Annotated in this window: 21 protein-coding genes; 9 read left to right on the top strand and 12 right to left on the bottom strand. The window is 62.5% G+C overall.

Features of this window, described 5'->3' with window-relative positions:
• Positions 1-7: 7 nt before the first annotated feature.
• Entirely contained in the window at positions 8-778 is a 771-nt protein-coding gene (locus tag HCN50_RS02890; RefSeq protein ID WP_171708095.1) for an ABC transporter permease, read from the bottom strand.
• Between the two features lie 85 nt (positions 779-863).
• Positions 864-1,511, bottom strand: a complete 648-nt coding sequence (locus HCN50_RS02885) for a TetR/AcrR family transcriptional regulator (protein ID WP_171708094.1) — start codon at positions 1,509-1,511, stop codon at positions 864-866.
• Positions 1,512-1,606: 95 nt separating this feature from the next.
• On the opposite strand from HCN50_RS02885, the gene HCN50_RS02880 reads away from it, so the two are divergent.
• Positions 1,607-2,611, top strand: a complete 1,005-nt coding sequence (locus tag HCN50_RS02880) for an ABC transporter substrate-binding protein (RefSeq protein WP_171708093.1) — start codon at positions 1,607-1,609, stop codon at positions 2,609-2,611.
• Between the two features lie 113 nt (positions 2,612-2,724).
• Here the strand turns inward: HCN50_RS02880 and HCN50_RS02875 are convergent, their stop codons facing one another.
• Positions 2,725-3,204 (bottom strand): MarR family winged helix-turn-helix transcriptional regulator, encoded by a 480-nt coding sequence (locus HCN50_RS02875; protein ID WP_171708092.1) that lies wholly within the window; start codon positions 3,202-3,204, stop codon positions 2,725-2,727.
• A gap of 63 nt (positions 3,205-3,267) precedes the next feature.
• Here HCN50_RS02875 and HCN50_RS02870 point away from each other — a divergent pair, with 63 nt between their 5' ends.
• Positions 3,268-3,696, top strand: coding sequence for an anthrone oxygenase family protein (locus HCN50_RS02870; RefSeq protein ID WP_171708091.1), 429 nt, complete (start codon positions 3,268-3,270; stop codon positions 3,694-3,696).
• Positions 3,697-3,746: 50 nt separating this feature from the next.
• Positions 3,747-5,705 (top strand): alkyl/aryl-sulfatase, encoded by a 1,959-nt coding sequence (locus HCN50_RS02865; protein WP_171708090.1) that lies wholly within the window; start codon positions 3,747-3,749, stop codon positions 5,703-5,705.
• Positions 5,706-5,841: 136 nt separating this feature from the next.
• Here HCN50_RS02865 and HCN50_RS02860 read toward each other — a convergent pair whose 3' ends face one another.
• Entirely contained in the window at positions 5,842-6,912 is a 1,071-nt protein-coding gene (locus tag HCN50_RS02860; protein ID WP_171708089.1) for a glycosyltransferase family 4 protein, read from the bottom strand.
• Positions 6,913-7,234: 322 nt separating this feature from the next.
• On the opposite strand from HCN50_RS02860, the gene HCN50_RS02855 reads away from it, so the two are divergent.
• The 4 genes from HCN50_RS02855 (at position 7,235) to HCN50_RS02840 (ending at position 13,146) form a co-directional block, all read left to right on the top strand.
• Positions 7,235-8,998 carry an ABC transporter ATP-binding protein gene (locus HCN50_RS02855; RefSeq protein ID WP_171708088.1) on the top strand — a complete coding sequence of 588 codons (1,764 nt, stop codon included), beginning with the start codon at positions 7,235-7,237 and terminating at the stop codon, positions 8,996-8,998.
• 66 nt (positions 8,999-9,064) lie between these two features.
• Positions 9,065-11,263, top strand: coding sequence for an amylo-alpha-1,6-glucosidase (locus HCN50_RS02850; RefSeq protein WP_171708087.1), 2,199 nt, complete (start codon positions 9,065-9,067; stop codon positions 11,261-11,263).
• Positions 11,264-11,310: 47 nt separating this feature from the next.
• Positions 11,311-11,805 (top strand): PRC-barrel domain-containing protein, encoded by a 495-nt coding sequence (locus tag HCN50_RS02845; protein WP_171708086.1) that lies wholly within the window; start codon positions 11,311-11,313, stop codon positions 11,803-11,805.
• A 45-nt stretch (positions 11,806-11,850) separates the two neighbouring features.
• Positions 11,851-13,146, top strand: a complete 1,296-nt coding sequence (locus HCN50_RS02840; RefSeq protein ID WP_171708085.1) for an MFS transporter — start codon at positions 11,851-11,853, stop codon at positions 13,144-13,146.
• Here the strand turns inward: HCN50_RS02840 and HCN50_RS02835 are convergent.
• The 4 genes from HCN50_RS02835 to HCN50_RS02820 all read right to left on the bottom strand — a co-directional run bounded on the left by HCN50_RS02835 (position 13,109) and on the right by HCN50_RS02820 (position 17,018).
• Positions 13,109-14,338 (bottom strand): MFS transporter, encoded by a 1,230-nt coding sequence (locus tag HCN50_RS02835; protein ID WP_171708084.1) that lies wholly within the window; start codon positions 14,336-14,338, stop codon positions 13,109-13,111. The genes HCN50_RS02840 and HCN50_RS02835 overlap by 38 nt on opposite strands.
• Before the next feature lie 119 nt (positions 14,339-14,457).
• A complete protein-coding gene (locus tag HCN50_RS02830) occupies positions 14,458-14,943 on the bottom strand; it encodes a cupin domain-containing protein (RefSeq protein WP_171708083.1) in 486 nt (161 codons plus the stop codon).
• A 131-nt stretch (positions 14,944-15,074) separates the two neighbouring features.
• The gene (locus HCN50_RS02825) at positions 15,075-16,436 is read right to left on the bottom strand and encodes a dihydrolipoyl dehydrogenase family protein (protein ID WP_171708082.1); all 1,362 of its coding nucleotides are present in this window, start codon (positions 16,434-16,436) and stop codon (positions 15,075-15,077) included.
• A gap of 90 nt (positions 16,437-16,526) precedes the next feature.
• The gene (locus tag HCN50_RS02820) at positions 16,527-17,018 is read right to left on the bottom strand and encodes a DUF302 domain-containing protein (protein WP_171708081.1); all 492 of its coding nucleotides are present in this window, start codon (positions 17,016-17,018) and stop codon (positions 16,527-16,529) included.
• Between the two features lie 241 nt (positions 17,019-17,259).
• Here HCN50_RS02820 and HCN50_RS02815 point away from each other — a divergent pair, with 241 nt between their 5' ends.
• Complete coding sequence (locus tag HCN50_RS02815; protein WP_171708080.1) at positions 17,260-17,544, top strand: hypothetical protein; 285 nt, start codon at positions 17,260-17,262, stop codon at positions 17,542-17,544.
• 81 nt (positions 17,545-17,625) lie between these two features.
• Complete coding sequence (locus HCN50_RS02810) at positions 17,626-18,345, top strand: peroxiredoxin-like family protein (RefSeq protein WP_235976706.1); 720 nt, start codon at positions 17,626-17,628, stop codon at positions 18,343-18,345.
• Between the two features lie 129 nt (positions 18,346-18,474).
• Here HCN50_RS02810 and HCN50_RS02805 read toward each other — a convergent pair whose 3' ends face one another.
• The 4 genes from HCN50_RS02805 to HCN50_RS02790 all read right to left on the bottom strand — a co-directional run bounded on the left by HCN50_RS02805 (position 18,475) and on the right by HCN50_RS02790 (position 21,217).
• The gene (locus HCN50_RS02805) at positions 18,475-19,044 is read right to left on the bottom strand and encodes a NuoB/complex I 20 kDa subunit family protein (protein WP_171708078.1); all 570 of its coding nucleotides are present in this window, start codon (positions 19,042-19,044) and stop codon (positions 18,475-18,477) included.
• Between the two features lie 162 nt (positions 19,045-19,206).
• Positions 19,207-19,647, bottom strand: coding sequence for an antibiotic biosynthesis monooxygenase family protein (locus tag HCN50_RS02800; protein WP_171708077.1), 441 nt, complete (start codon positions 19,645-19,647; stop codon positions 19,207-19,209).
• A gap of 368 nt (positions 19,648-20,015) precedes the next feature.
• A complete protein-coding gene (locus HCN50_RS02795; protein ID WP_171708076.1) occupies positions 20,016-20,201 on the bottom strand; it encodes a hypothetical protein in 186 nt (61 codons plus the stop codon).
• Between the two features lie 113 nt (positions 20,202-20,314).
• Positions 20,315-21,217 (bottom strand): LysR family transcriptional regulator, encoded by a 903-nt coding sequence (locus HCN50_RS02790; protein ID WP_171708075.1) that lies wholly within the window; start codon positions 21,215-21,217, stop codon positions 20,315-20,317.
• Positions 21,218-21,387 lie beyond the last annotated feature (170 nt).

The following is a 21,387-nucleotide window of genomic DNA, read 5'->3' as shown; positions in this document are numbered from 1 at the left end:
TCCTCTCTCATTGCAGGCGGATGTCACGGACGACGAACATCCGCTCAAGCCCGAGCACGATGCCATACAGCGCCACGCCGAGCAGCGTCAGAAGCACGACCGCCATCACCATTGCCGGCGTATCCAGTGAGGATTGCACCTGGATCATGAGGTAGCCGAGTCCGCGCTCGGACGCGATGAACTCGCCGACGATCGCGCCGGCCACCGCCAGGATCGCACCGACCTTCATCCCGGAAAACACGTAAGGAAGCGCGCCCGGCAACTGGATCTTGCGGAACAGCGTCCAGCGCGAGCCGCGCAGCGATTTCACGAGATCCAGCAGGTCAGGTTCGACCTCGCTTAAGCCGCGGGCGGTGGTCAGCAGGATCGGAAAGAAGCAGATCGAAAACGCGATCAGGATGTTCGGAAAGATGCCGTAGGAGAACCAGACGATGAACAGCGGCCCAAGCGCCACCTTCGGAATCATGTTCAGCGTGACGAACAGCGGCAGCAGCAACAGGCTGACCAGCGGCGACCAGGTAAACATCACCGCCAGCATGATACCGACCAGCGCGCCGAGGCAGAAGCCGCCGAGAATTTCGATCGCCGTCACCGCGAGATTGGAGAGCCAGGCATAGCTGGGTGAACCCAACGTCGCGATCGTCGCGAGCGGCGAGGGCAGGATGAATTTCGGCACCTGGAAGGCATCGACCAGCACCTGCCAGAGCACGATCACGGCCAGATGCACGATCAGGATGATCGCCAGGGATCGCACCGATCGTCCGTCGTCGCTGAACACCACGCACTCCCTTGGTCCCGCGTCCGGTTCCCGGCCGCGAGCGCAGTCTATCGTCGCCTCCCTCACTAATCAACCATCTGGTTGATTATGGACGTAGTGAATGCATCACCAGATCGACCACGTGCTTGCGGCGGGCCTGCCGGGCGGCCCGGCTCGACAGATCCTTGCCGAAGATGGCAGAGAGCGTCGGCGTGTTCGAGAAGTAGAAGTAGCTGAGCCCGGCGATCGAGATATAGAGGTGTACCGGATTGATCCCTTTGCGGAATATGCCGGCCTTTACCCCCTGCGAGAGAATGGTCGAAACCAAGCTGACCAGGGGCGAATGCATGGCCTCCAGTTTCCGCGACCCGCGTACATGGCGGGCGCCGCCGCGGTTCTCATCGTTGAGCAGCACGATGAAGTCGGGATGAGCAGCGAGGTGATCGAACGAGCTTTCGATCAGTTTCTTGATCGCCTGTTCGGGCGGCAATCCCTCCAGGTTGAGCTTGCGCTCCTGGGCGCGGATCTCCTCATAGACCCATTCCAGCACCGCCAGATAGAGCGCATCCTTGTCGCCGAAATAATGATAGACTAGCTGCTTGTTGACGCCCGCGCGCGCGGCGATCTCGTCGACCCGGGCCCCGGCGAGGCCGCTAGTGGCGAATTCACGCCGCGCTGCCGTCAATAGCTTCTGGCGGGTCGCGGCCGGATCGCGCCGCTGCGGCCTGGTATCGTCAGAACGTTTTTTGGACATTTCCAACCAAATAGTTGACAACTCGTCTGGTCCCGAGTTGCATTGGTAGCGTCACGGATGCGCGGCGACAAGATCGGCAGAACGAGGAGGGTGCAATGAAGGCATTGCGAATTGCGGGACTGGCGCTTGCACTTGCCGTGCCGGCTATGCCCGGCGTTGCCGCGGAGCAGGTCAACCTGATCCTGAACTGGACGCCGACCGCCGACCATTCGCCGTTCTATTTCGCGAAGTCGCAGGGCTGGTACGAGAAGGCCGGCATCGATCTGACCATCGAGGTCGGCAAGGGATCCGGCGTCTCCTCGCTGAAGGTCGGCTCCGGCGGCTCGCCGTTCGGCATCGCCGATCTCGCCACCGCGCTGGTGGCCAAGAGCAAGGGCGCCGACGTGGTGGCGCTGATGAGCATCTACGCCAATACCGGGCAGACCTTCTATTGGCTGAAGAGCTACGGTGTGAACGGGCCGAAGGACTTTCCGAACCACAAGATCGGCAATCCGCCGGGCGATGCGTCGCGGGTGATGTGGCCGGCCTTTGCCAAGGCCGCCGGGATCGCGCCTGACGCAGTAAGCTTCGTCAATGTCGGCCCGACCGCCAAGATCGCGGCATTGAAGAGCCATACCGTCGATATCATCAGCGATTTCTACAATGAGCACGATCTGAAGGTGATCGAGTTCGGCGCCGATCTCGGCTACGTCAACTGGAAGGACATTGGCCTCAATCCGTACGGCAACTCGGTAATCGTCAACGGTGCCTATCTTGCAAAGAATCCGAAACTGGTCGAGGAGTTTGTCAAGATCAGCCAGAAGGCCTACGCCGCCTGTGTCGCCGACGTCGCGCCCTGCCTCAAGGCGCTGCTCGACCAGGCCTCGGGTCTCGACAAGGAGAACCAACAGCGCCAGTGGGAGCGCATCAAATTCCTGATGACGGACGAATTCACCACGACCAAGGCGTTGGGCTGGATCGATTCCGAGCGCATGAAGAAGGACTACGAGCTGGTGCAGACCTATCTCGGCATGGAAAAGCCGTTCGACGTGAGTACTGCGTTTTCGACCAAGATGCTGGATACGTCGATCAAGATGGATGCCAGCAAGGTTAAGCAGTAGCCGGCATTGCGAGCGAAGCGGAGCAATCCATCTCGCCAGACGGAGAAAAGAATGGATTGCTTCGTCGCTTCGCTCCTCGCAATGACGTTGAGGTGAGGGCAGGACATGACGGCTTAATCATCGCTGTGGTTCTTGCCCAATTCCTGATCGAGCCTTTCGCACAATGTCGTGAGAAGGCGGCGCGCCTTCTCGAGCTCCTTGGCGCTGATTCCGCTAGCGAGCGCGTTCGCCCAAGGCGCCTGTAATCGGCTGGCGGAAGCAAAGGCGTCCTCTCCGCGTTTCGTCAGCGCGACGAGATGCGCGCGCCGATGGTGCGGGTTTGGGCGCAATTCGACAAGGCCGTCCTCCCGCATCTCGTTGACGATGCGCTGAACACCCTGGCGGTTGAGCCCCATGTTTCGCGCCAGCCAGGCCACCGGTTGCAGGCTTGGCGAAAGCGCAATTGCGCCCAGCACCTGCCAGCGCGCGCTGGTGAGGTTGAGATCGGCGACCAAACGGTCGCCGGCCGTGAGCAGGCGGCCGTTAAGCCGGAACACCGCAAGAACCAGATCGGTCAGGGCCTCGCCGCCGGACGTACGTCGATTTTCTGTCATTTGACTATTAGTATCCAATATGACAATATATTGTCAATATCGGCAAATGACCTGGGGTAGATGATGTTTGCAGGACAGCTTGCGATGATCGTCGCGGCCGCGTTCACGGGAGCGGCCTTCTACATCAACTTCGCCGAGCAGCCGGCGCGCCTTGGCCTCGATGACCGGGCTCTCCTGAAGCAGTGGAAGCCAAGCTACGACCGCGGCCTCATGATGCAGGCGAGTTGCGCGGTGATTTCGGGCGTGCTCGGTCTGATCGCCGCCTGGGCGACAGACGATTGGCGCTGGATCATCGGGGCGGTGCTCATTCTCGCCAACTGGCCCTATACGCTGTTTGGCATCATGCCGACCAATCGCGCATTGCAGGCGATTGCCGATGATGACGCCGGCCTGCAATCGCGCGCCCTGATCGAGAAGTGGGGAGGCCTGCACGCGGTCAGAACGGGTCTCGGGATCGCCGCGACGGTTGTCTATCTGTGGGCGCTAAATTAGCGCCCACCTCGAATCTCTCAACGTTCCATCGCGAAAACGGGAGCACAGCAATGAGCCAACCGGCCACCACCGAGACATCGGGGGAAGTCCACAAGGAATCGCCGAAGCAAGCTTCCGCTTCCGTCATCGCCCAGCACGCGGCGACGCTGAAGGCGCTGCCGTTCTCTGACACGCGTGATTTCGACGATGCCGCGCGCGGCTTCCTCGGTTCGATCGAGAATGCGAATATAACATCGTCGCAGGGCAGGGTAGTCTGGAGCCTCGAGCCTTACGGTTTCCTGTCGGCGGAGGAAGCGCCGCCGACAGTCGACCCCAGCCTGTGGCGGCAGTCGCGGCTCAACATGCATCACGGCCTGTTCGAGGTGGTACCGGGCGTCTATCAGGTGCGCGGGCTCGACATCGCCAACATGACGCTGATCGAGGGCTACAGCGGCGTGATCGTGGTGGACACGCTGACCTCGATCGAAGGCGCGCGCGCCGCCATGGCACTCTATTTCCAGCACCGGGGCAAGCGGCCGGTGTCGGCCGTCATCTTCACCCACACCCATGCGGATCACTGGGGTGGCGCGCGCGGCGTGCTCGATGAGGAAGCGCTTGCCGGCGGCAAGGTGTCGATCATTGCGCCCAATCTCTTCATGGAGCACGCGGTCTCCGAGAACATCATCGCTGGGCCGGCGATGATGCGTCGCGCGCAATATCAGTTCGGGCCGTTCCTCGCCAAGGGCGTTCGCGGGCAGGTCGATTGCGGCCTCGGCAAGACCATGGCGGCAGGCGCAGTCGCGCTGGTGCGCCCGACCGATCTGATCATGGCGACCGGCGACAAGCGAATCGTCGATGGCGTCGAATTCGAATTCCAGATGGCGCCGAACAGCGAAGCGCCGGCGGAAATGCACTTCTTTATCGCGCGCTACAAGCTCCTGAATCTCGCGGAAAACTGCACGCATAATTTCCACAATTTGCTGCCGTTCCGCGGCGCCGACGTGCGCGACGCGCTGGCCTGGTCGAAATATCTCGGCGAAGCCTTGCAGATGTGGGGCGGCAAGGCGGAGGCGATGTGCGGCCAGCATCACTGGCCGGTCTGGGGCCATGAGCGGATCGACACCATGATCCGCCAGCAGCGCGATCTCTACAAGTTCGCGCACGACCAGACCATCCGCCTGATGAATCACGGACTTACCGCGTCCGAGATCGCCGAGACCATCCGCTTGCCCGCGAGCCTCGAAGGCGCCTGGCACGGCCGCGGGTACTATGGCCACATCCGACACAATGTGAAGGCGATCTACCAGAAATATCTCGGCTGGTACGATGCCAACCCCGTCAGCCTCGATCCGCTGCCGCCGGTGGAGTCCGGCAAGAAATATGTCGAGTATATGGGCGGTGCGGCTGCAATCCTCGCACGTGCGCGAGAGGATTTTGCGAAAGGAGAATTCCGCTTCGTCGCGCAGGCGGTGAGTCATCTGGTGTTCGCCGAGCCCGATAACCAGGCGGCGCGCGCCATGCTGGCGGACACGTTCGAGCAGCTCGGCTATGCCTCGGAGAGTTCGACGTGGCGCAACGCCTATCTGTTCGGCGCGCAGGAATTGCGGCAGGGCATGCCGAAGACCCCGCCGCGCGCCGCAATGCCGCGCGAAACGCTCGCCGCGCTGCGCACCGAGCAGCTATGGGACGTGCTCGGCGTTCGCCTCAACGGCCCCAAGGCGGAAGGCAAACGCATGGTGCTGAACTGGAATTTCACCGATACCGGCGAGACCTTCATTCTCAACCTGGAAAACTGCGCGTTGACCTATGTCGCGGGCGCGCAAGCCCCCGATGCCGATGCCGGCTTTACATTGCCGCGCGACGTGCTCGACGAAGTGATCGCCAAGCTGACGAGTTTTCCGGAAGCAGTCGGCTCCGGCAAGATCAAGGTGACCGGCGATCCGATGCGGCTTGACGAGCTGATGATGCTGATGGACGAATTTCCGCGAATGTTCGAGATCGTCGAGCCGAAGCGGATAGCGGTGAGCTGAGACACGAGTAGGGTGGGCAAAGGCGCGGGAGCGCTGTGCCCACCATCCGTCCGGATCTATGCGATGGTGGGCACGCTTGCGCTTTGCCCACCCTACGGCCGTCTTGCGACGACAGGGCAAGGCGTCATTACGCCATCTACTCCGCGCTGCTGACCAGCTTGATGCGCGGCTCCGCCTGCTCCATCAGGCCGCGATACGCGGCAAGATAATCGAGCGCCATGCGGCGCGCGGTGAAGCGGGTTTCGAACTGCTTGCGGATCGCTGCGCGGTCCAGCGCGGCAAGGCGGTCGACCACGGCGACTGCGCTGGTTTCATCTTCCACGACGAATCCGGTGAGCCCGTCGTCGATGATCTCCGGCACCGAGCCGCGATTATACGCAAGGACCGGGGTGCCGCAGGCCATGGCCTCGATCATCACAAGGCCGAACGGCTCCGGCCAGTCGATCGGGACCAGCAGGCCAATCGCGCCGCTGAGGAAATCGGACTTCTCGCGGTCGCTGATCTCGCCGATATATTCGACCAGCGGATTGGTCTTGATCAGCGGCGAGATCAATTCGTCGTAATAGTCCTGGTCGGCGCGATCGACCTTTGCTGCGATCTTGAGTGGAATTCCGCACCGGGTGGCGATCCGGATAGCGCGATCCACACCCTTCTCGGGCGCGATCCGCCCCAATACGGCGAGATAGGACGGCCGTATCTGCTGCGGTGTCAGCAGGTTCTCCGGCAGCCCGTGGTGGATCGTGCGCACCCAGTTGGCCTGCGGCACGGGGCGGCGCTGCGCGTTGGAGATCGAGATCACCGGCACCTTGGAGAAGGTGTTGAACACCGGCTGGTGCTCCGGCAGGTCGAGCCTGCCGTGCAGGGTGGTCAGGAACGGCGTCGGCTGCCGGTAAAACAGCGAGAATGGATAGTAGTCGAGATGAAAGTGCAGGAAGTCGAACTCTTCGTCGTCGCACTTCTGCCGTACGCGCTCCAGCATCACCATGTGCAGCGCGTTAGGGTCTCGAACCGAGCCATCAAGGCGCAACGCTTTCGGCCACGTCGCATCGAGCTTCGCCGAAGTGCGGGAATCCCCGCTGGCGAACAATGTGACTTCATGCCCTAATGCTACCAGTTCTTCGGTCAGCCAGTGCACGACCCGCTCGGTGCCGCCGTACAGTTTGGGGGGAACAGCCTCCGTCAGCGGGGCGACCTGCGCGATGCGCATCTTTCCGTCTCCTGTCTGGATTGGTGGTTGAATGAAGCCCTCTGCCCGCGATCGACACCTGCGTGCCGGATCGACACCTGCGTGCCGATAGCGGGAACGTTCTTGCATCTGCGAAGTTCCCATCATCGGCGCATCTTGGTTCTTCCACACGGCTGTCTTGCTGATGCCATCTGACACAAACAGATTTGAGGCAACCTTGATGCTGCAGAATTGTTGCGCGGTGATGGCCGCGCACCCGCAAGACCTAAGCGGCATCGTTCACGTCCTCGTGCGCGACACGCGTTAGGGATTCTCGTTCACTCTCAACAGGTTTGCTGACGACATGGACAATCTTTCAGGGTATGCGCGCCGACCGTTTCCATTCGTGTTGCGCTATTTGCGGCGGCGGCGCATGGCCCATATCGTCATCGTGACCACGGTCGTGGCTGCGGTTGCCTGTTCGGTGGGCACGCAATATGGCGTGAAGAATCTGGTCGACAGCCTGACGGCCGGGTCGGAGCGCGCAGCAAGCGTATGGCTGGCATTCGCTTTTCTCATGTCGCTGATCGCGGCCGACAATCTTTTGTGGCGGATCGCGAGTTGGACTGCGAGCTTCACCTTCGTGGGCGTCACGGGCGATCTCCGCCGCGACATGTTTCGCCATCTGACCGGTCATGCTCCCAGCTATTTCTCCGACCGGCTACCGGGCATGCTGACCAGCCGTATCACGGCGACCTCCAACGCTGTCTTCACCGTAGAAAACATGTTCGTCTGGAACGTGTTGCCGCCATGCATCGCTACCGTATCGGCGATCCTGTTGATCGGAACCGTCAGCCTGGCAATGTCCGCGGGGTTGATCGTCATCGCAGGTATCATGCTGATGGCGATGTTCCATCTCGCCGCAGCGGGTAAGCCGCTGCATGACGACTTTGCCGACAAGGCGGCTGCGGTGGACGGCGAGATGGTCGATGTCATCAGCAATCTGCCGCTGGTGCGCGCGTTCTGCGGCCTCAGCTACGAGCACGACCGCTTCGACGCCACCGTTGAGCGGGAACTCGATGCCCGCGGGCGCAGCCTGCGCTATCTCGAAAAATTGCGGCTTCTTCACGCGGTCGTGACCATCGTGCTGACGATCGCGCTGCTGGCATGGGCCATCACGCTCTGGCAGAACGGCGGAGCGACCACCGGCGACGTCGTGCTGGTCTGTACGCTTGGGCTGTCGATCCTGAGCGCGACGCGTGACCTTGCGGTGGCGCTGGTCGACGTGACCCAGCATGTCGCCCGCCTGACCGAAGCGATTGCGACCTTGTTGCTGCCGCACGAGTTGAAGGATCATCCCGAAGCCGAGCCGCTGGTCCGCAGCGGGGCTGCCGTCGCCTTCAACAACGTTGCGTTCCACTATCCTGGCGGCGCTCAGGTGTTCGAGAAATTCTCCCTGCGCATCCAGCCGGGACAACGGGTCGGGCTGGTCGGCCATTCCGGCGGCGGAAAATCCACCTTGTTTGCACTGATGCAGCGATTCTACGACATTCAGCGCGGCAGCATCACCATCGACGGCCAGGATATTGCGCGGGTGACACAGCAAAGCCTGCGGGAGGCGATCTCGGTGGTGCCGCAGGACATCTCGCTGTTCCACCGATCGATCATGGAAAACATCCGCTATGGACGGCCGAACGCGACTGACGACGAGGTGTTGCGCGCGGCGATTGCGGCGCGCTGCGATTTCATAGAGAATCTCCCCGAGGGCATGGCGACCATGGTCGGCGATCGCGGCATCAAGGTCTCCGGCGGACAGCGGCAGCGGATCGCTATCGCGCGCGCCTTCCTGAAGGACGCGCCGATCTTATTGCTGGACGAAGCGACCGCCTCGCTGGATAGTGAATCCGAGGAGGCGATCCGCGAGGCATTGTCGCGGTTGATGCGGGGACGCACGGTGATTGCCATCGCCCATCGTCTCGCCACCCTGCGCAATTTCGACCGCGTGGTGGTGCTGCAGGGCGGACGCATTATCGAGGACGGGCCGCCCGACATTCTTGTGCAGGGCAGGGGCCCTTACCGCGAACTGGTGGCGCGCGAAATGGGCCGTCTCGCCAGCCATGCGGCCTGATCTGCGGCAGTAGCGTTTGCGTCCCGATGCGTTCATCACCACGCAAGGAAATCGCTTGAGGTCCACATGACAGCCGAAGTCACTCAACTGATCAGCATTGAGGCTGCCGAACGCGTCGCGGAATCACCCTTCTACATCCCGATGACGGGACCGGCGACGCGGCAGCGCCGCTCGCTCAAGCATGACGACACGTTCATTGTGCTGGACAGCCACGGCGATATCGGCGCTTCGGCCGGCGGGCCCGATGGCCTGTTCAATGCCGATACCCGGTATCTCGCCCGGCTGGAGATGGTGCTCGACGAGGTCCAGCCGCTGCTGCTCGGCTCCAATCTGCGCGACGACAATTCGGCGTTGACGGTCGACCTCACCAATTCCGACGTGTATCGCAACGGCAGGCTGGTGCTGCAGAAGGACACGCTGCATATCGTGCGCTCGATCTTCCTGTGGCGCGGCACGGCCTATCAGCGCATCGCGCTGCAAAATCACGGCGACCGGCCGGCGAGCTTTGATCTGACGCTGCTGTTCGACAATGATTTCGCCGACTTGTTCGAGGTGCGCGGCGAGCGCCGGCAGCGCCGGGGAATCGGCGCCAGCCGCTTGCTTGGGCCCGCCGATGTCGTGCTGGAATATAGCGGGCTCGACGGCAAGGTCCGCATCACCGCCCTGCATTTCGAGCCGCGGCCGACGCGGCTCTCCGTCAATTCGGCAACCTACCATTTCGAGCTGGCGCCGAAGGAAGTAATCGCATTGTTCGTCGCGATATCCTGCAACAAGCCGATCATGCAGAAGCCGGTGCCGTTCTTCCGCGGTCTTCTGGCACACCGTCGCGAGATGCGGCGCTCGACAGCGGGCGCGGCAAGCATCGAGACGTCGAACAATATCTTCAACGAGGTGCTATGCCAGGCGATGGCCGACCTCAACATGCTGATGACCGAAACGCCGCAAGGGCGCTATCCCTATGCGGGCATTCCCTGGTATTCCACCACCTTTGGCCGCGACGGATTGATCACTGCGTTGCAGATGCTGTGGGTTGATCCGCGCATTGCGCAGGGTGTGCTGCGGCGGCTGGCTTTCTTCCAGGCCAAGACCAAGGATCCGCTAGCCGACGCCGAGCCGGGCAAGATCCTGCACGAGATGCGCGGCGGCGAGATGGCCGCGCTGCGCGAAGTGCCGTTCGCGCAGTATTATGGTAGCGTCGATTCAACGTCGTTGTTCGTCCTGCTGGCCGGCCTTTACGTCGAACGCACGGGCGACGAAGAAACGCTGGCAGAGCTGTGGCCTTCGATTCAGGCGGCGCTGCAATGGATCGACGGCCCCGGTGATCCCGACGGTGACGGATTCGTTGAATATCAGCGCGCCACCGAGCAGGGGCTTGCCAACCAGGGCTGGAAGGATTCCTACGACGCGATCTTTCATGCCGATGGAGAGCTCGCCGAAGGCTATATCGCGCTCGCTGAAGTTCAGGGATATGTCTTTGCCAGCAAGCGGCTGGCGGCGCGATGCGCCCGGCGGCTCGGATTGATCGATCAGGCGGCGAAGCTCGAATCCGAAGCGCTGCTGCTTGCCGAGCACTTCGAAGCGGCGTTCTGGTGCGAGGAACTCGGCACCTATGCGGTAGCGCTCGACGGCGCCAAGCGGCAGTGCAAGGTGCGAACGTCGAATGCCGGCCAGCTTCTCTTCACCGGCATCGCCCGCACCGATCGTGCGCGGCTGGTCGCGGCCGATCTGATGAGCCAGAAATTCTTTTCGGGATGGGGTATCCGTACCGTCGCGCGCGGCGAAGCGCGTTATAATCCGATGTCGTATCACGATGGATCGATCTGGCCGCACGATAATGCGCTGATCGCGCTCGGATTCGCGCGCTATGGCCTGAAGCATTCGGTGGCGCATCTGTTCAAGGGCCTGTTCGACGCCGCCAGCTACATGGACCTGCGGCGGTTGCCGGAATTGTTCTGCGGATTCCAGCGCGAAAGGCGGCGCGGCCCGGTGCTCTATCCCGTTGCCTGCGCGCCGCAGGCCTGGGCCAGCGCGACGCCGTTCACGCTCCTGGAAGCGGCGCTCGGTCTCGAATTCGATGCCGCTCGCGGTGAGATCAGGCTGCGCGATCCGCGCCTGCCGGAATTCCTCAACGAGGTGGTGTTGCGCGATCTGCGGCTCGGGCCTTCCAGCGTCGACTTGAGGGTCCGCCGTCACGACGATGAGGTGTCGCTCGAGGTCGTGCGAACCCGCGGTCAGATTCAGGTGTCGATCGTGTTGACGCATTAGCGGTCGTGCATTCGTTATCCATGCGTCCTCGGAGTTCAGGAGGCCATATGCGCGCCGGTATTGTCATGATATCGCTGATCGCCGGGCTAGCGATGAGCCTTCCGGTTTCGGCAGCGGAAGATGGAGCGCAGGGAAGCCGTGCCGCGCCGGCTGATGCCGCGAAAGATGCCACGAAAAAGGAACCGGCGCCTCCGCCGTCGGTCACTGTGATCGGTGCCCGCGACGCCCTCGGCATTCTGGGCCGCGAGGTCCGCAGCGCGGCCAACGAAAATATGGGGCGTATCGTCGATGTGATCGTGGACCGCGAGGGCACGGTGCGCGCCGCCGTCATCGATTTCGGCGGCTTTCTCGGGGTCGGCAGCCGAAAGATCGTCGTCGACTGGAGTGCGCTGCATTTCGGTCGCGTTGCCAACAAGAGCGACAGCATCACGCTCGAGCTGACCAAGGAGCAGGTGACGGCGGCGCCGGAATACAAGCAGGACGCGCCGGTCATCGTACTCGGTGCGGCCGGCCGCCTACAGCCGTGGGATTTCGACAAGTAAAGGAGAAACGTTCTGATCGCGCGCCCGTCCCAGTCGCTCGATCCGATGAACGACGATCGCCATCGGCGATCCGCCGGCGAGGACAATGTTGTGCCACTGCCGCCCGCGCCCAAGGAGCGGCACAAACCGTCGCGCGAGAGCCAGCGCGGCCTCGACTGGTTCATCTTCTTTCTCGCCGATGTTCAGACCGGCTTCGGTCCGTTTATCGCGGTCTACCTGACCACGCAGAAATGGACGCAGGTCGAGATTGGCTTCGTGCTTTCGATCGGCGGGATCATCGGCCTGCTCGGGCAGATGCCGGGCGGAGCCGTCGTCGATGCTGCCCGTTCCGAGCGGCTGGTGGCTGGGCTCGCGGTCGCCACCATCGGCTGCGCCGCGCTGGCTTACGCCTTATGGCCGATCTTTCCGGTAGTGACGGCGGCCGCCATATTGCATGCGCTTGCGAGCTGCGTGCTGGGCCCGGCAATCGCCGCGATCAGCCTCGGCCTGGTCGGGCCGTTTGCGATCGGGGAACGGCTCGGACGCAATGCCCGTTTCGCGTCCCTTGGTAATGGTTCAGCGGCGGCGCTGATGGGCGCATGCGGCTATCTGCTGTCCAGCCAGTCGGTCTTCTTCGTCACCTTCTTTCTCGCAATTCCCACCTTGTTGGCGCTTGCCCGGATTCGTGGCCAGGAAATCAACGTGGCGCAGGCGCACGGTGCCTTGAGCGAGGACGGCGAAACCACGGCTGCCGACAGGGAAGCGACCAGTGTGCTTCATCTCCTTCGGCAGCGCCCGCTGCTGATCTTCGCCGGCGGCGTCTTGCTGTTTCAACTTGCCAACGCTGCCATGCTGCCGCTGATGGCCGGCGTGGTCACCACGCGATCGGCTCAATGGGCGCCTGTGCTGATTGCGGCCTGCATCATCGTACCTCAAGCGATCGTCGCGTTGACGTCACCCTCGGTCGGACGCAAGGCGCAGGCTTGGGGGAGGCGGCCGCTGCTGCTATTGGCGTTCGCTGCGCTGGTGATCCGTGGTTTGCTGTTTGCGGTCGTTCGAGATCCCTATGTTCTGGTCCTGGTGCAGGTGTTCGACGGCATTACCGCGGCCGTGCTTAGCGTGATGGTGCCGCTGATCGTGGCCGATGTCGCCTATGGCAGTGGCCACTTCAATCTGGCGCAGGGAATCGTCGGAACCGCGACTGGCATTGGGGCTTCGCTGAGCACAGTATTGGCGGGCTATATCAGCGATGTCTTTGGCAGCAGCATCGCGTTCATCGGGCTGGCGGGGATCGCAACCCTTGGCTTGACGGTGATCTGGACCTTCATGCCGGAGACCCGGCGGGTCGAGCTTCAAGAGTGAGGCGCACGGTCAAAAGTGCCGCGATGGCCAGCGACGCGCCGACGCCGGCAACGCAAGCGGTCCAGCCGAAGCGGTCGAATAACTGGCCCAACACGGCACTACCGACGAGCCCGCCGAGGAAATAGCAGGCAAGATAAGTTCCACTGGCAATGCCGCGGTTGTCGCGCGCAGCCTGCCCGACAAAACCGGTCGCACAGGCTTGCGCGAAGAACGTGCCGACGCCGACCAGCACCATGCCGGTCAGCACCGCCGGCAGATGCGCGGACAGCATCAGCGGCAGGCCCAAAGCGGCGACCGCCAGCGCACCCCAGATCGCAGGCCGCGCACCAAAGCGCACTGCCGCCTGGCCGGCGAACAGCGTCGTGACCACCGAAGGCGCGAACACGAAATAGACGAAGCCGAGATCCATCCGCCCGAGCGACAGCGGCGCGCGCACCAGCACGAAATTGACGAAGGTGAAAGTGCCGATAAAGGCAAACAGGATGCAGAACCCAATGGCGTATGCCGCGCGCAGCGCCGGGTTACGCCAGTGTGCGATCGCCGCCGCGAACGGCGACTGCACGGCGGGCGTCGCCTGCATCGGCTTGACCCGATGGATGGTGAAATACACCAGCGCCGCGCCGGCAAGGTTGAGCAATGCAAAGAAATAGAAATTCGAGGCCAACCCGAACGTGTCGGCGACGGCGGCCGAGATCAGCCGGCCCATCAGGTTGCTCGCGACGTTCCCGGTGATATAGGCCGCGAACGCGCCGCCCGCGTCCACCGAACTGCATTGCTCGCTGAGATAGGCCAGCGTCAGCGCGAAGGCCGAGGCCATGCAGAGGCCCTGCGCGATGCGGAGCGCAGTAAATGTGGCGAGATCGGGCGCGATCGCCAGCAACGTCGTGGGAACCGCGAGCACGACGAGGCTTACGAGAATGCCGAGCCGGCGGTCGATATGTGGGCTCAGGAAGCCGACGATGAGGCCGGCGGCCGCCATGCCGATGGTGCTGGCATTGACCGCGAAACCCATCGCGGCCGGGGTCACGTTGTAGTGGCGGGTCAGCGAGGGAAGGATTGCCTGTGTCGCGAACAGATCGACCACTGTCAGGAACGCGGTGAGGCCGATAAGCAGGGAGCGCAGGGCCACGCCCGGCGAGTGGCCGCGCATTTCCGTCGTTTCGGATTTCATCGGCGCGGAGATGTCGGTCATGACGCTTCTCGGTGTCATCTCGGAAAAGAAGGATGTGACGGCTGGGCGCGCGGGGCGACATGGCGACCCAGGCCGTCACATCCGGCAACGAGACGTCGGATGGCGCTCGTTGCAACCGATTACATGTTGTGGTCGTGCGGATCCTTGCGGACATCGCCGACATAGAGAATGACCGTCTCCTTGCCGAGGTTCTTCCACCAGTGCGAGGTGCCGGCGACTTCCGGCCGGATCTCGCCGGCCTTGTGCACGATCGGCTCCGAGCAGTTGCTGGCGTATTCAACGATCTCGCCCTGCTGGATGTAGATCAGCGCGGGCCGATCATCATGGCTGTGCCAGGGCACGATGCCGCCGGGCGCGATCGTCAGCTTGCGGAAGCGCAGCTCGCGATCTCTGATGTTGGCCGGCTGCTTTTCGAGGTTGATCGAGCCGAGCGTGACGTCGGTGACGCCGATCGGCTTGTGGTCGACCATCGGGCGGACATTCGCCTGCATCTTGCCGGCCGGACATTCGCCGGCCGCAGCGCTTGAGACGGTCGCAAACGAGCCTGCGACTATTCCGGCGAGCGCGAGGCTTTGGCGGATCGCGCGTGACGTGATGTTGGACATGTCGTGATCTCCTTTGTTTCGGTCTTGCCTTGGCCCGAACGGTCTGGCCGGCGACGTCACCACCATCACGGAAATTGCGCAGGAGAGGAAATGCCGATTGGCTTTCGAGTCGATAGCGCCGCGCTATGTGGCTAGCCGTGGCCGAGCATGTGCTTGATGTCGGAGGAGAAGGTCGGATAAGCGTAGACATTCTCCCGGATCTGGCGCGCAGTGATTCCAAAGCGCATCGCCAGCCCGAAAATGTTCACAAGCTCCTGCCCCGCATGCCCGACAAAGTGCGCGCCGAGGATGCGGTCGGTGGATTGATCGACGATCACCTTCGACCATGCCACGGTTTCGGCGTAGGTTTTCGCGGAGAACCAGTCGCGCATGTCGTTGGTGTGAACATCGACGGCAAGGCCGTTCTGCCTGGCAGCGGCCTCCGTCAGGCCGACGGAAGCAAGCGGCGGCACGGTGTAGACGGATGTCGCCATGCTGGCGTACTCGGGACAATATTTCGGGCCCTCCACGATGTTGCGGCCGACGATGTCGCCCTCATAAGTCGCGATCGGCGACAGTTGCGGTGAGGTCGGCACCGCGTCGCCGCAGACATAGACGCTGGGGTTGGAGGTCGACCGCAGATGCCGGTCGATCGCGATGCGGCCGTTGGCGTGCTCGACCTGGCCCGCGGCGAGATTCAGCGTGTTGACATTGGCGACGCGCCCGGCGCCGTTGACGACCCGTTCGGCCTCGGCCGTGCGCTCGATGCCGCCATGAGTGAAGTGAACGCGCAGGCGGCCGTTCGCGGTTTCAATTCGTCTGACATGGACAGCGGTTCTCACCCGGATGCCGATGCGCTCGCTATCGGCCTGCAGGCGCGCGACGGCATCGGCATCCATGGCCGGCAATAGCTGCGGCAGGGCTTCGAGGATCGTGACCTCAGCACCGGCACGGGCATAGACGTGGCCGAATTCCAGCGCGATCACGCCGCCGCCGACAAAAATGACCGAGCCGGGTAGCTCGCGTTCGCTCAGCATATCGTCCGACGTGATCATGAGCTCGGCGCCTGGAATCGGCAGCGGCCGCGGCTTCGATCCCGTCGCAATGACGACATGTCCGGCTTCGAGCTCGCGATCGCTCACACGGATTGTGTTGGGGCCGATGAACGCACCATGGCCCTTGATGACCGCGACGTCACGCTTGGCCATCGATCGGGCGAGATTGGCAGGGATATCCTTGATCATGTCCTTCTCGCGGTCGATCAGCGCCGCCCAATCGAGTTTCGGCTTGCCGATGGCGATGTGGTGGATGGAAGCGCGCTCGATTTCGTGCAGCGCATGACCGGCGGCGACCAGCACCTTCTTGGGCGTGCAGCCGCGATTGGGGCAGGTGCCGCCGAGCAGATCGGCTTCGATCATCGCAACCGACATTCCGGCGCGCCGGACCGGGCCGGTGACACCGATACCGGCGTTGCCGCCGCCGAGAATGACCACGTCGAATTTTTCCGATGTCATCGAATTCATCCCTCTATTGGCGGGTCCTGATGCGATCAGGCCGCGCCGAGGCGCGGCCTGAAGACGTTACGCGCGAGAGGTCGCGGGGCGTTACCTGGCCGTAATGCTCGATGTGATCGAGCCGACCACCTTGGTCGCCATCTCGAATTGCGCAGCCCGGTCCCTGATATTGTGGCGTTTCGCAATCCATCCGAAATCTGTCCACACCGCCCAGACGTCGCCGTTATCGTCCTGCGTCAGCAGCAGCCGGACCGGCCAGTCGAGGCCGGCGTTCGGGTTCGAGGTGATGAACTGCGTTCCGAGCGGCGGGTTGCCGAACACCAAGAGTGTCGAGGGGCGCAGCTTGATGCCGGCGTCGGCCGCGAGCTTCGCCTGGTCGATCTCCATGAAGAATTTGATGCCTTTGCCGGCAATGTCCGCCTTGATGCGGCTGATCGCCTCGGCCATCGGCACCGCGCTCTTGACGCGAACGATGCCGTCATTGCTGTCGGCCCTTGCGGCGGAGACGACGGAAAGCACGAGCATGGCCAGCAGCAGCGAGGCGCAACAATTTACAATGCGGTTCGTCAAACGAGTTGTCATCGGAAATCTCCTGTCGGTTGCGCATGCCTCGGCATGCCTTCGAGGACAGGATGAAGGTCCATCGAGCCAATATGAAATGCGCATCCGCTCTCAAGTCGATAGCGCTGGGCTATTGGCCGTCTCTCAATACGCCCTGGCTATCGAACCGATTGTGCAACGGCATTTCTCATTCGGCTCAGGCGGTCCTCTGATGGGACAGCGCCCGATTGGCGGGCGTCACCATCCATCCAGAGGGATCCCCATGAAAGCCATTTCCAAGACGCTGATTGCCGCCGCCGCGTTTGCTGCCGTCGCAACGACCGCCTTCTCGCAAGTTCCCTGGGAATTCAATGCGGGCATGGCCTACATGTATGCCGGCCCCGGCAAGATGTCGGCGATGGCGATGGCAGCGACGGCCAAGAACCACGATGCGATGATGAAGAACGCCAAGAAGGTGCCTGATAACACTGTGTTCTTCATGGATAAGGGCCAGCTCTATTCGACCTCCGGCATGCTCGATCCGACCGGCAATTTCTATCTGCCCTGAGCCCTTGGGAGCTGAAGCGTTCGGGCCGCCCTTGCGGGACGGCCCGGACCGGAAAATAATACTGACATGCCGGAGCAAGCCATGACGACAGCGCTATCGCCAGCCAATGCCGAACGTCTCAAGGAGGCGTTCCAGCGATGCCGCGACATGGAAGGCACCTTGCGTGAGCAGCTCGAGGCCTACGCCGCGGCGGGGCGGGAGCTGTTTCCCGCCTATGGCGAAGCGGTCGACCGGCTGGTGGTGCGGCTCAATGAGAACGGCGGCGGCGAAAATGCGCCGCGGGTAGGCGAGGTGATGCCGCCGTTCCTCTTGCCGGACGAGACCGGCCGGCTGGTCGGCCTGAAATCGCTTCTCGACCACGGTCCGGTCGCCGTGATGTTCTATCGCGGCCACTGGTGCCCCTATTGCCGGCTGAACGTGCGTGCAGTGATTCAGGCGCAGGATCGAATCAAGGCATTGGGCGCACAAACAGTTGCGATCATGCCGGAGACGCAGGCCTACGCCGAAAAATTCAAAGCCGAGGCTAACGCGCCATTCCCCGTGCTCACCGACCTCGATAACGGCTATGCGCTGTCGCTCAATCTTGCGATCTGGCTCGGCACCGAGATCCAGCACCTGCTTTCCTACCAGGATATGGCGAGTTTCCAGGGCAATGACGGCTGGGTGCTGCCGATCCCCGCGACCTTCGTGGTTGGCCGTGATGGACGGGTGAAAGCCCGCTTCGTCGATCCTGATTTCCGCAAGCGCATGGAGATCGACGACCTGATCGCCGCGTTGAATTGTGCAAGCGAAGAGCGATAGTCGGAGCCTGTCCAGGTCGTCCCCACATTGCGCCTGGCGGGAGGAGCGTTTGCGTGCTTGCTGTCTGGGCCTTGCTTATGTTGCGGGTCCGCGCCCGCCGCATGGTTCCCGTTTCCGGGCGATCGACGTCTAACGTTCGATGGTGCCTGAACGCCGAATCTTCTTCTGCAACAGCATCACGCCGTACAGCAGCGCCTCAGCGGTCGGCGGGCAGCCCGGAACATAGATATCGACAGGAACGATGCGGTCGCAGCCGCGCACGACCGAATACGAGTAGTGGTAATAGCCGCCGCCATTGGCGCACGAACCCATCGAAATCACGTATCGGGGTTCGGGCATCTGATCGTAGACCTTGCGCAGCGCGGGGGCCATCTTGTTGCACAATGTACCGGCGACGATCATGACATCCGCCTGCCGCGGACTGGCACGGGGCGCAAATCCAAACCGCTCGGCATCGTAGCGGGGCATTGCCATCTGCATCATTTCGATTGCGCAGCAAGCGAGGCCAAATGTCATCCACATCAACGAACCGCTGCGGGCCCACGTAATCAAATCATCGGCGGCGGTAACGAAAAAACCTTTGTCACTGAGCTCGCTGTTCAATCCGGCAAAGAAATAGCTATCACTCACGGGAACGCCGGTCCCGGGATCCAGGATTCCGCTTCCCGCAGGCGTGATCAATGGTCGGGAGTCCTGCATCAGGTTGTTCCCACTGCTTGAGCCGGGATGCGATCACGTCGGATTAGCTAGCCGGCGGTCGCTGATTTCAGCATCACTGGACCGGCTCTGCGATGTTCAACGCGACAGCGTATGCACCTGTTCCGCGAAGGCGGCCAGACGTGCGGAACGGCCTCGCGATACTTACGCTTTCCCGTCCAGGACGGCAGAAACTTCGTACAAGTGCGGATCGATCTCGCTCGTGATTTCGTCGAAGTGGCCCCACTTCTTGCGAAACTCCGGCGATTGATGGGCCGCTCGCAGCAAGTCGCTGTTCTGCCATTGCACGTAGTTGACGATGCGGCGTCCATCCAGACTGCGATGCAGGCTGATCGAAATGAAGCCCGGCTGACGCGCCATGAAGCGGGCGCGCTCGGTCATGACCGACAACGCCTCCGCCTGCTTGTCGGGCTCCGACTCGACGATCGTGATCTGGGTAACGGGTTGTTTGTCGGCGTGGATCTGCGGCATGGCTGATCTCCCTTGATCGAGACCGAATTCAGCGCGGCCTTGCAGGGCTGCGCCCCATGTGCCGGCGCGGGTCCGGCATCCGCCGGCTCGGCGACGCCGGCGCGGCTTGGTCATGGCGGCCTCGCCTCTACTATGGAAATTCCGGCAAGGGAGGGCAGTTCCGAGAATTGCCTGAGGTGTGCAGGGGGGCGTGCAAGGCTCGCGCTAACGGGACCCTGCCGCATAAGGCAGGTGCCCCGGCCGATCGATACAGGCTTCACGGAATTGGAACCGGCCAAAAATCTCGAGAATGAAAGTTCTCGGGAAGAAAAATCTGGACGAAACCCGGAACGTGACCGCGCGTCGCTGGTTATGTCGGCAAGGAGCAAGTAACCTCCACAAAGGTGAAACGCTCCGAAGGCCCCGTCATTTTGCGATTTCAAATGGCGGGGTCGCTTTTTGTTCGAGGCATACACCGCGATTCTGCCAGGCGGAGCGCCGCATCAGCGGGGTGGCAGCACGCCGGGCGAGACCAGCCAATTTCCGATTTCGACTGCCTTCCTCATTTGCAAGGCCTTGCGCTGGACGGCTTCCTTGTCATTGCCGGGCGGAAGCCTATCTGCTGTCTCCTGCAAATCCTCGGCGATCTGTTCCCATTCTTTGCGGTTCGGGTGTGGATGAGATTTCATCGGTCTCTCCAACTCACAGCTATGTCTGATATGGTGCAGCCGGCTCGGATTGGGAGGGTCGAGATTAGCGGAAATGCGGCGGAAAGCGCGGAGAGACGATCCGGGCAGAGCTTCTACGGAATCCCATTTCTGTCAATGAACTGCTGCCAGTTGGTGCCGCGCAACATCCGCATCACGGCGGATGCTACTGCAGTGCGTTCACGCCCAGCCACGCCGTAAAGGTTCACCGTGCGCCGCGCGTCCAGCCCTTCGAGGCTGGCGCGCTTCAGCGAAGGCGGGATCGACGCCGTATCGGGCACCACGGCGATGCCGATATCGGCTTCCAGCAGTTCGATCAGGTCGCGCTCAGATGCGATCTCATGGCAGCGATCGACGTCGAGGCCGTGCTCGCGGAGCGAGCCGTTCAGTCGCGCCGCATGCTCGCAGTAATTCCGTGACAGCAATTGCTCGCTGCGAAGATCGTTGAATTCGATTTTGCCGCGCGCTGCCAGTGGATGTTTCTTGTTGACGACGAGTTGAAATTTTTCGGTGAACAGCGGCCAGGTGTCGAGCCGGTCCCACTCTTCGCTGATTTCGGCAGCAATGCCGAGTTCGGCTTCGCCCCTCCTAAGATATTCCGCGACCTCGCGGGCATTGCCCCGCAAAAAGCGAAACTCCAGGCGATTGAACATCCGCTTGATCTGGTTGAGATGCGGAATCAGGAGCGACAAGTCGACGGAATGGGTCAGCGCGATCCGGAGCGCGCCGACCTCGCCGCTTTTGAATGACGAGGCGAGCTCGCGGGCGCCGGTCGCCGCCTCGTAGCATTGCTTGAGCAGGGGATGCATGCGCTGGCCGAGCTCGGTCAATTGCGCGGCGGGGCGCTCGCGGCGAAACAGATCGCCGCCGAGTTCGGCCTCCAGTTGCTTGATCGCCCGTGTCAGCGACGGCTGCGTGACATTGCATTCGTCGGCGGCACGCGTGAAGTTGAGCACGCGCGCAACCGCAAGAAAATAGCGAACCTGATGCATCTCCATGGCCGTGCCCCGGTCTGTCTTGGCCGCACCGTAGCTGATCGCGGCCCGCGATGACACCATAACCGCCATAGCAGCGGCCTATGGTTTTGGAAGCCAAACGGCATTTCCTCAATTGACGGCGGCCGGGCAGGGTGGCGCCACGATGGTCAGCGCCGGGCGCTGAATCCTCA

The organism is Bradyrhizobium archetypum (genome assembly GCF_013114835.1).
In the GTDB taxonomy this organism is placed as follows: domain Bacteria; phylum Pseudomonadota; class Alphaproteobacteria; order Rhizobiales; family Xanthobacteraceae; genus Bradyrhizobium; species Bradyrhizobium archetypum.
The sequence above is the reverse complement of the archived record's forward strand: the minus strand, read 5'-3'. Positions and strand labels throughout refer to the sequence as shown.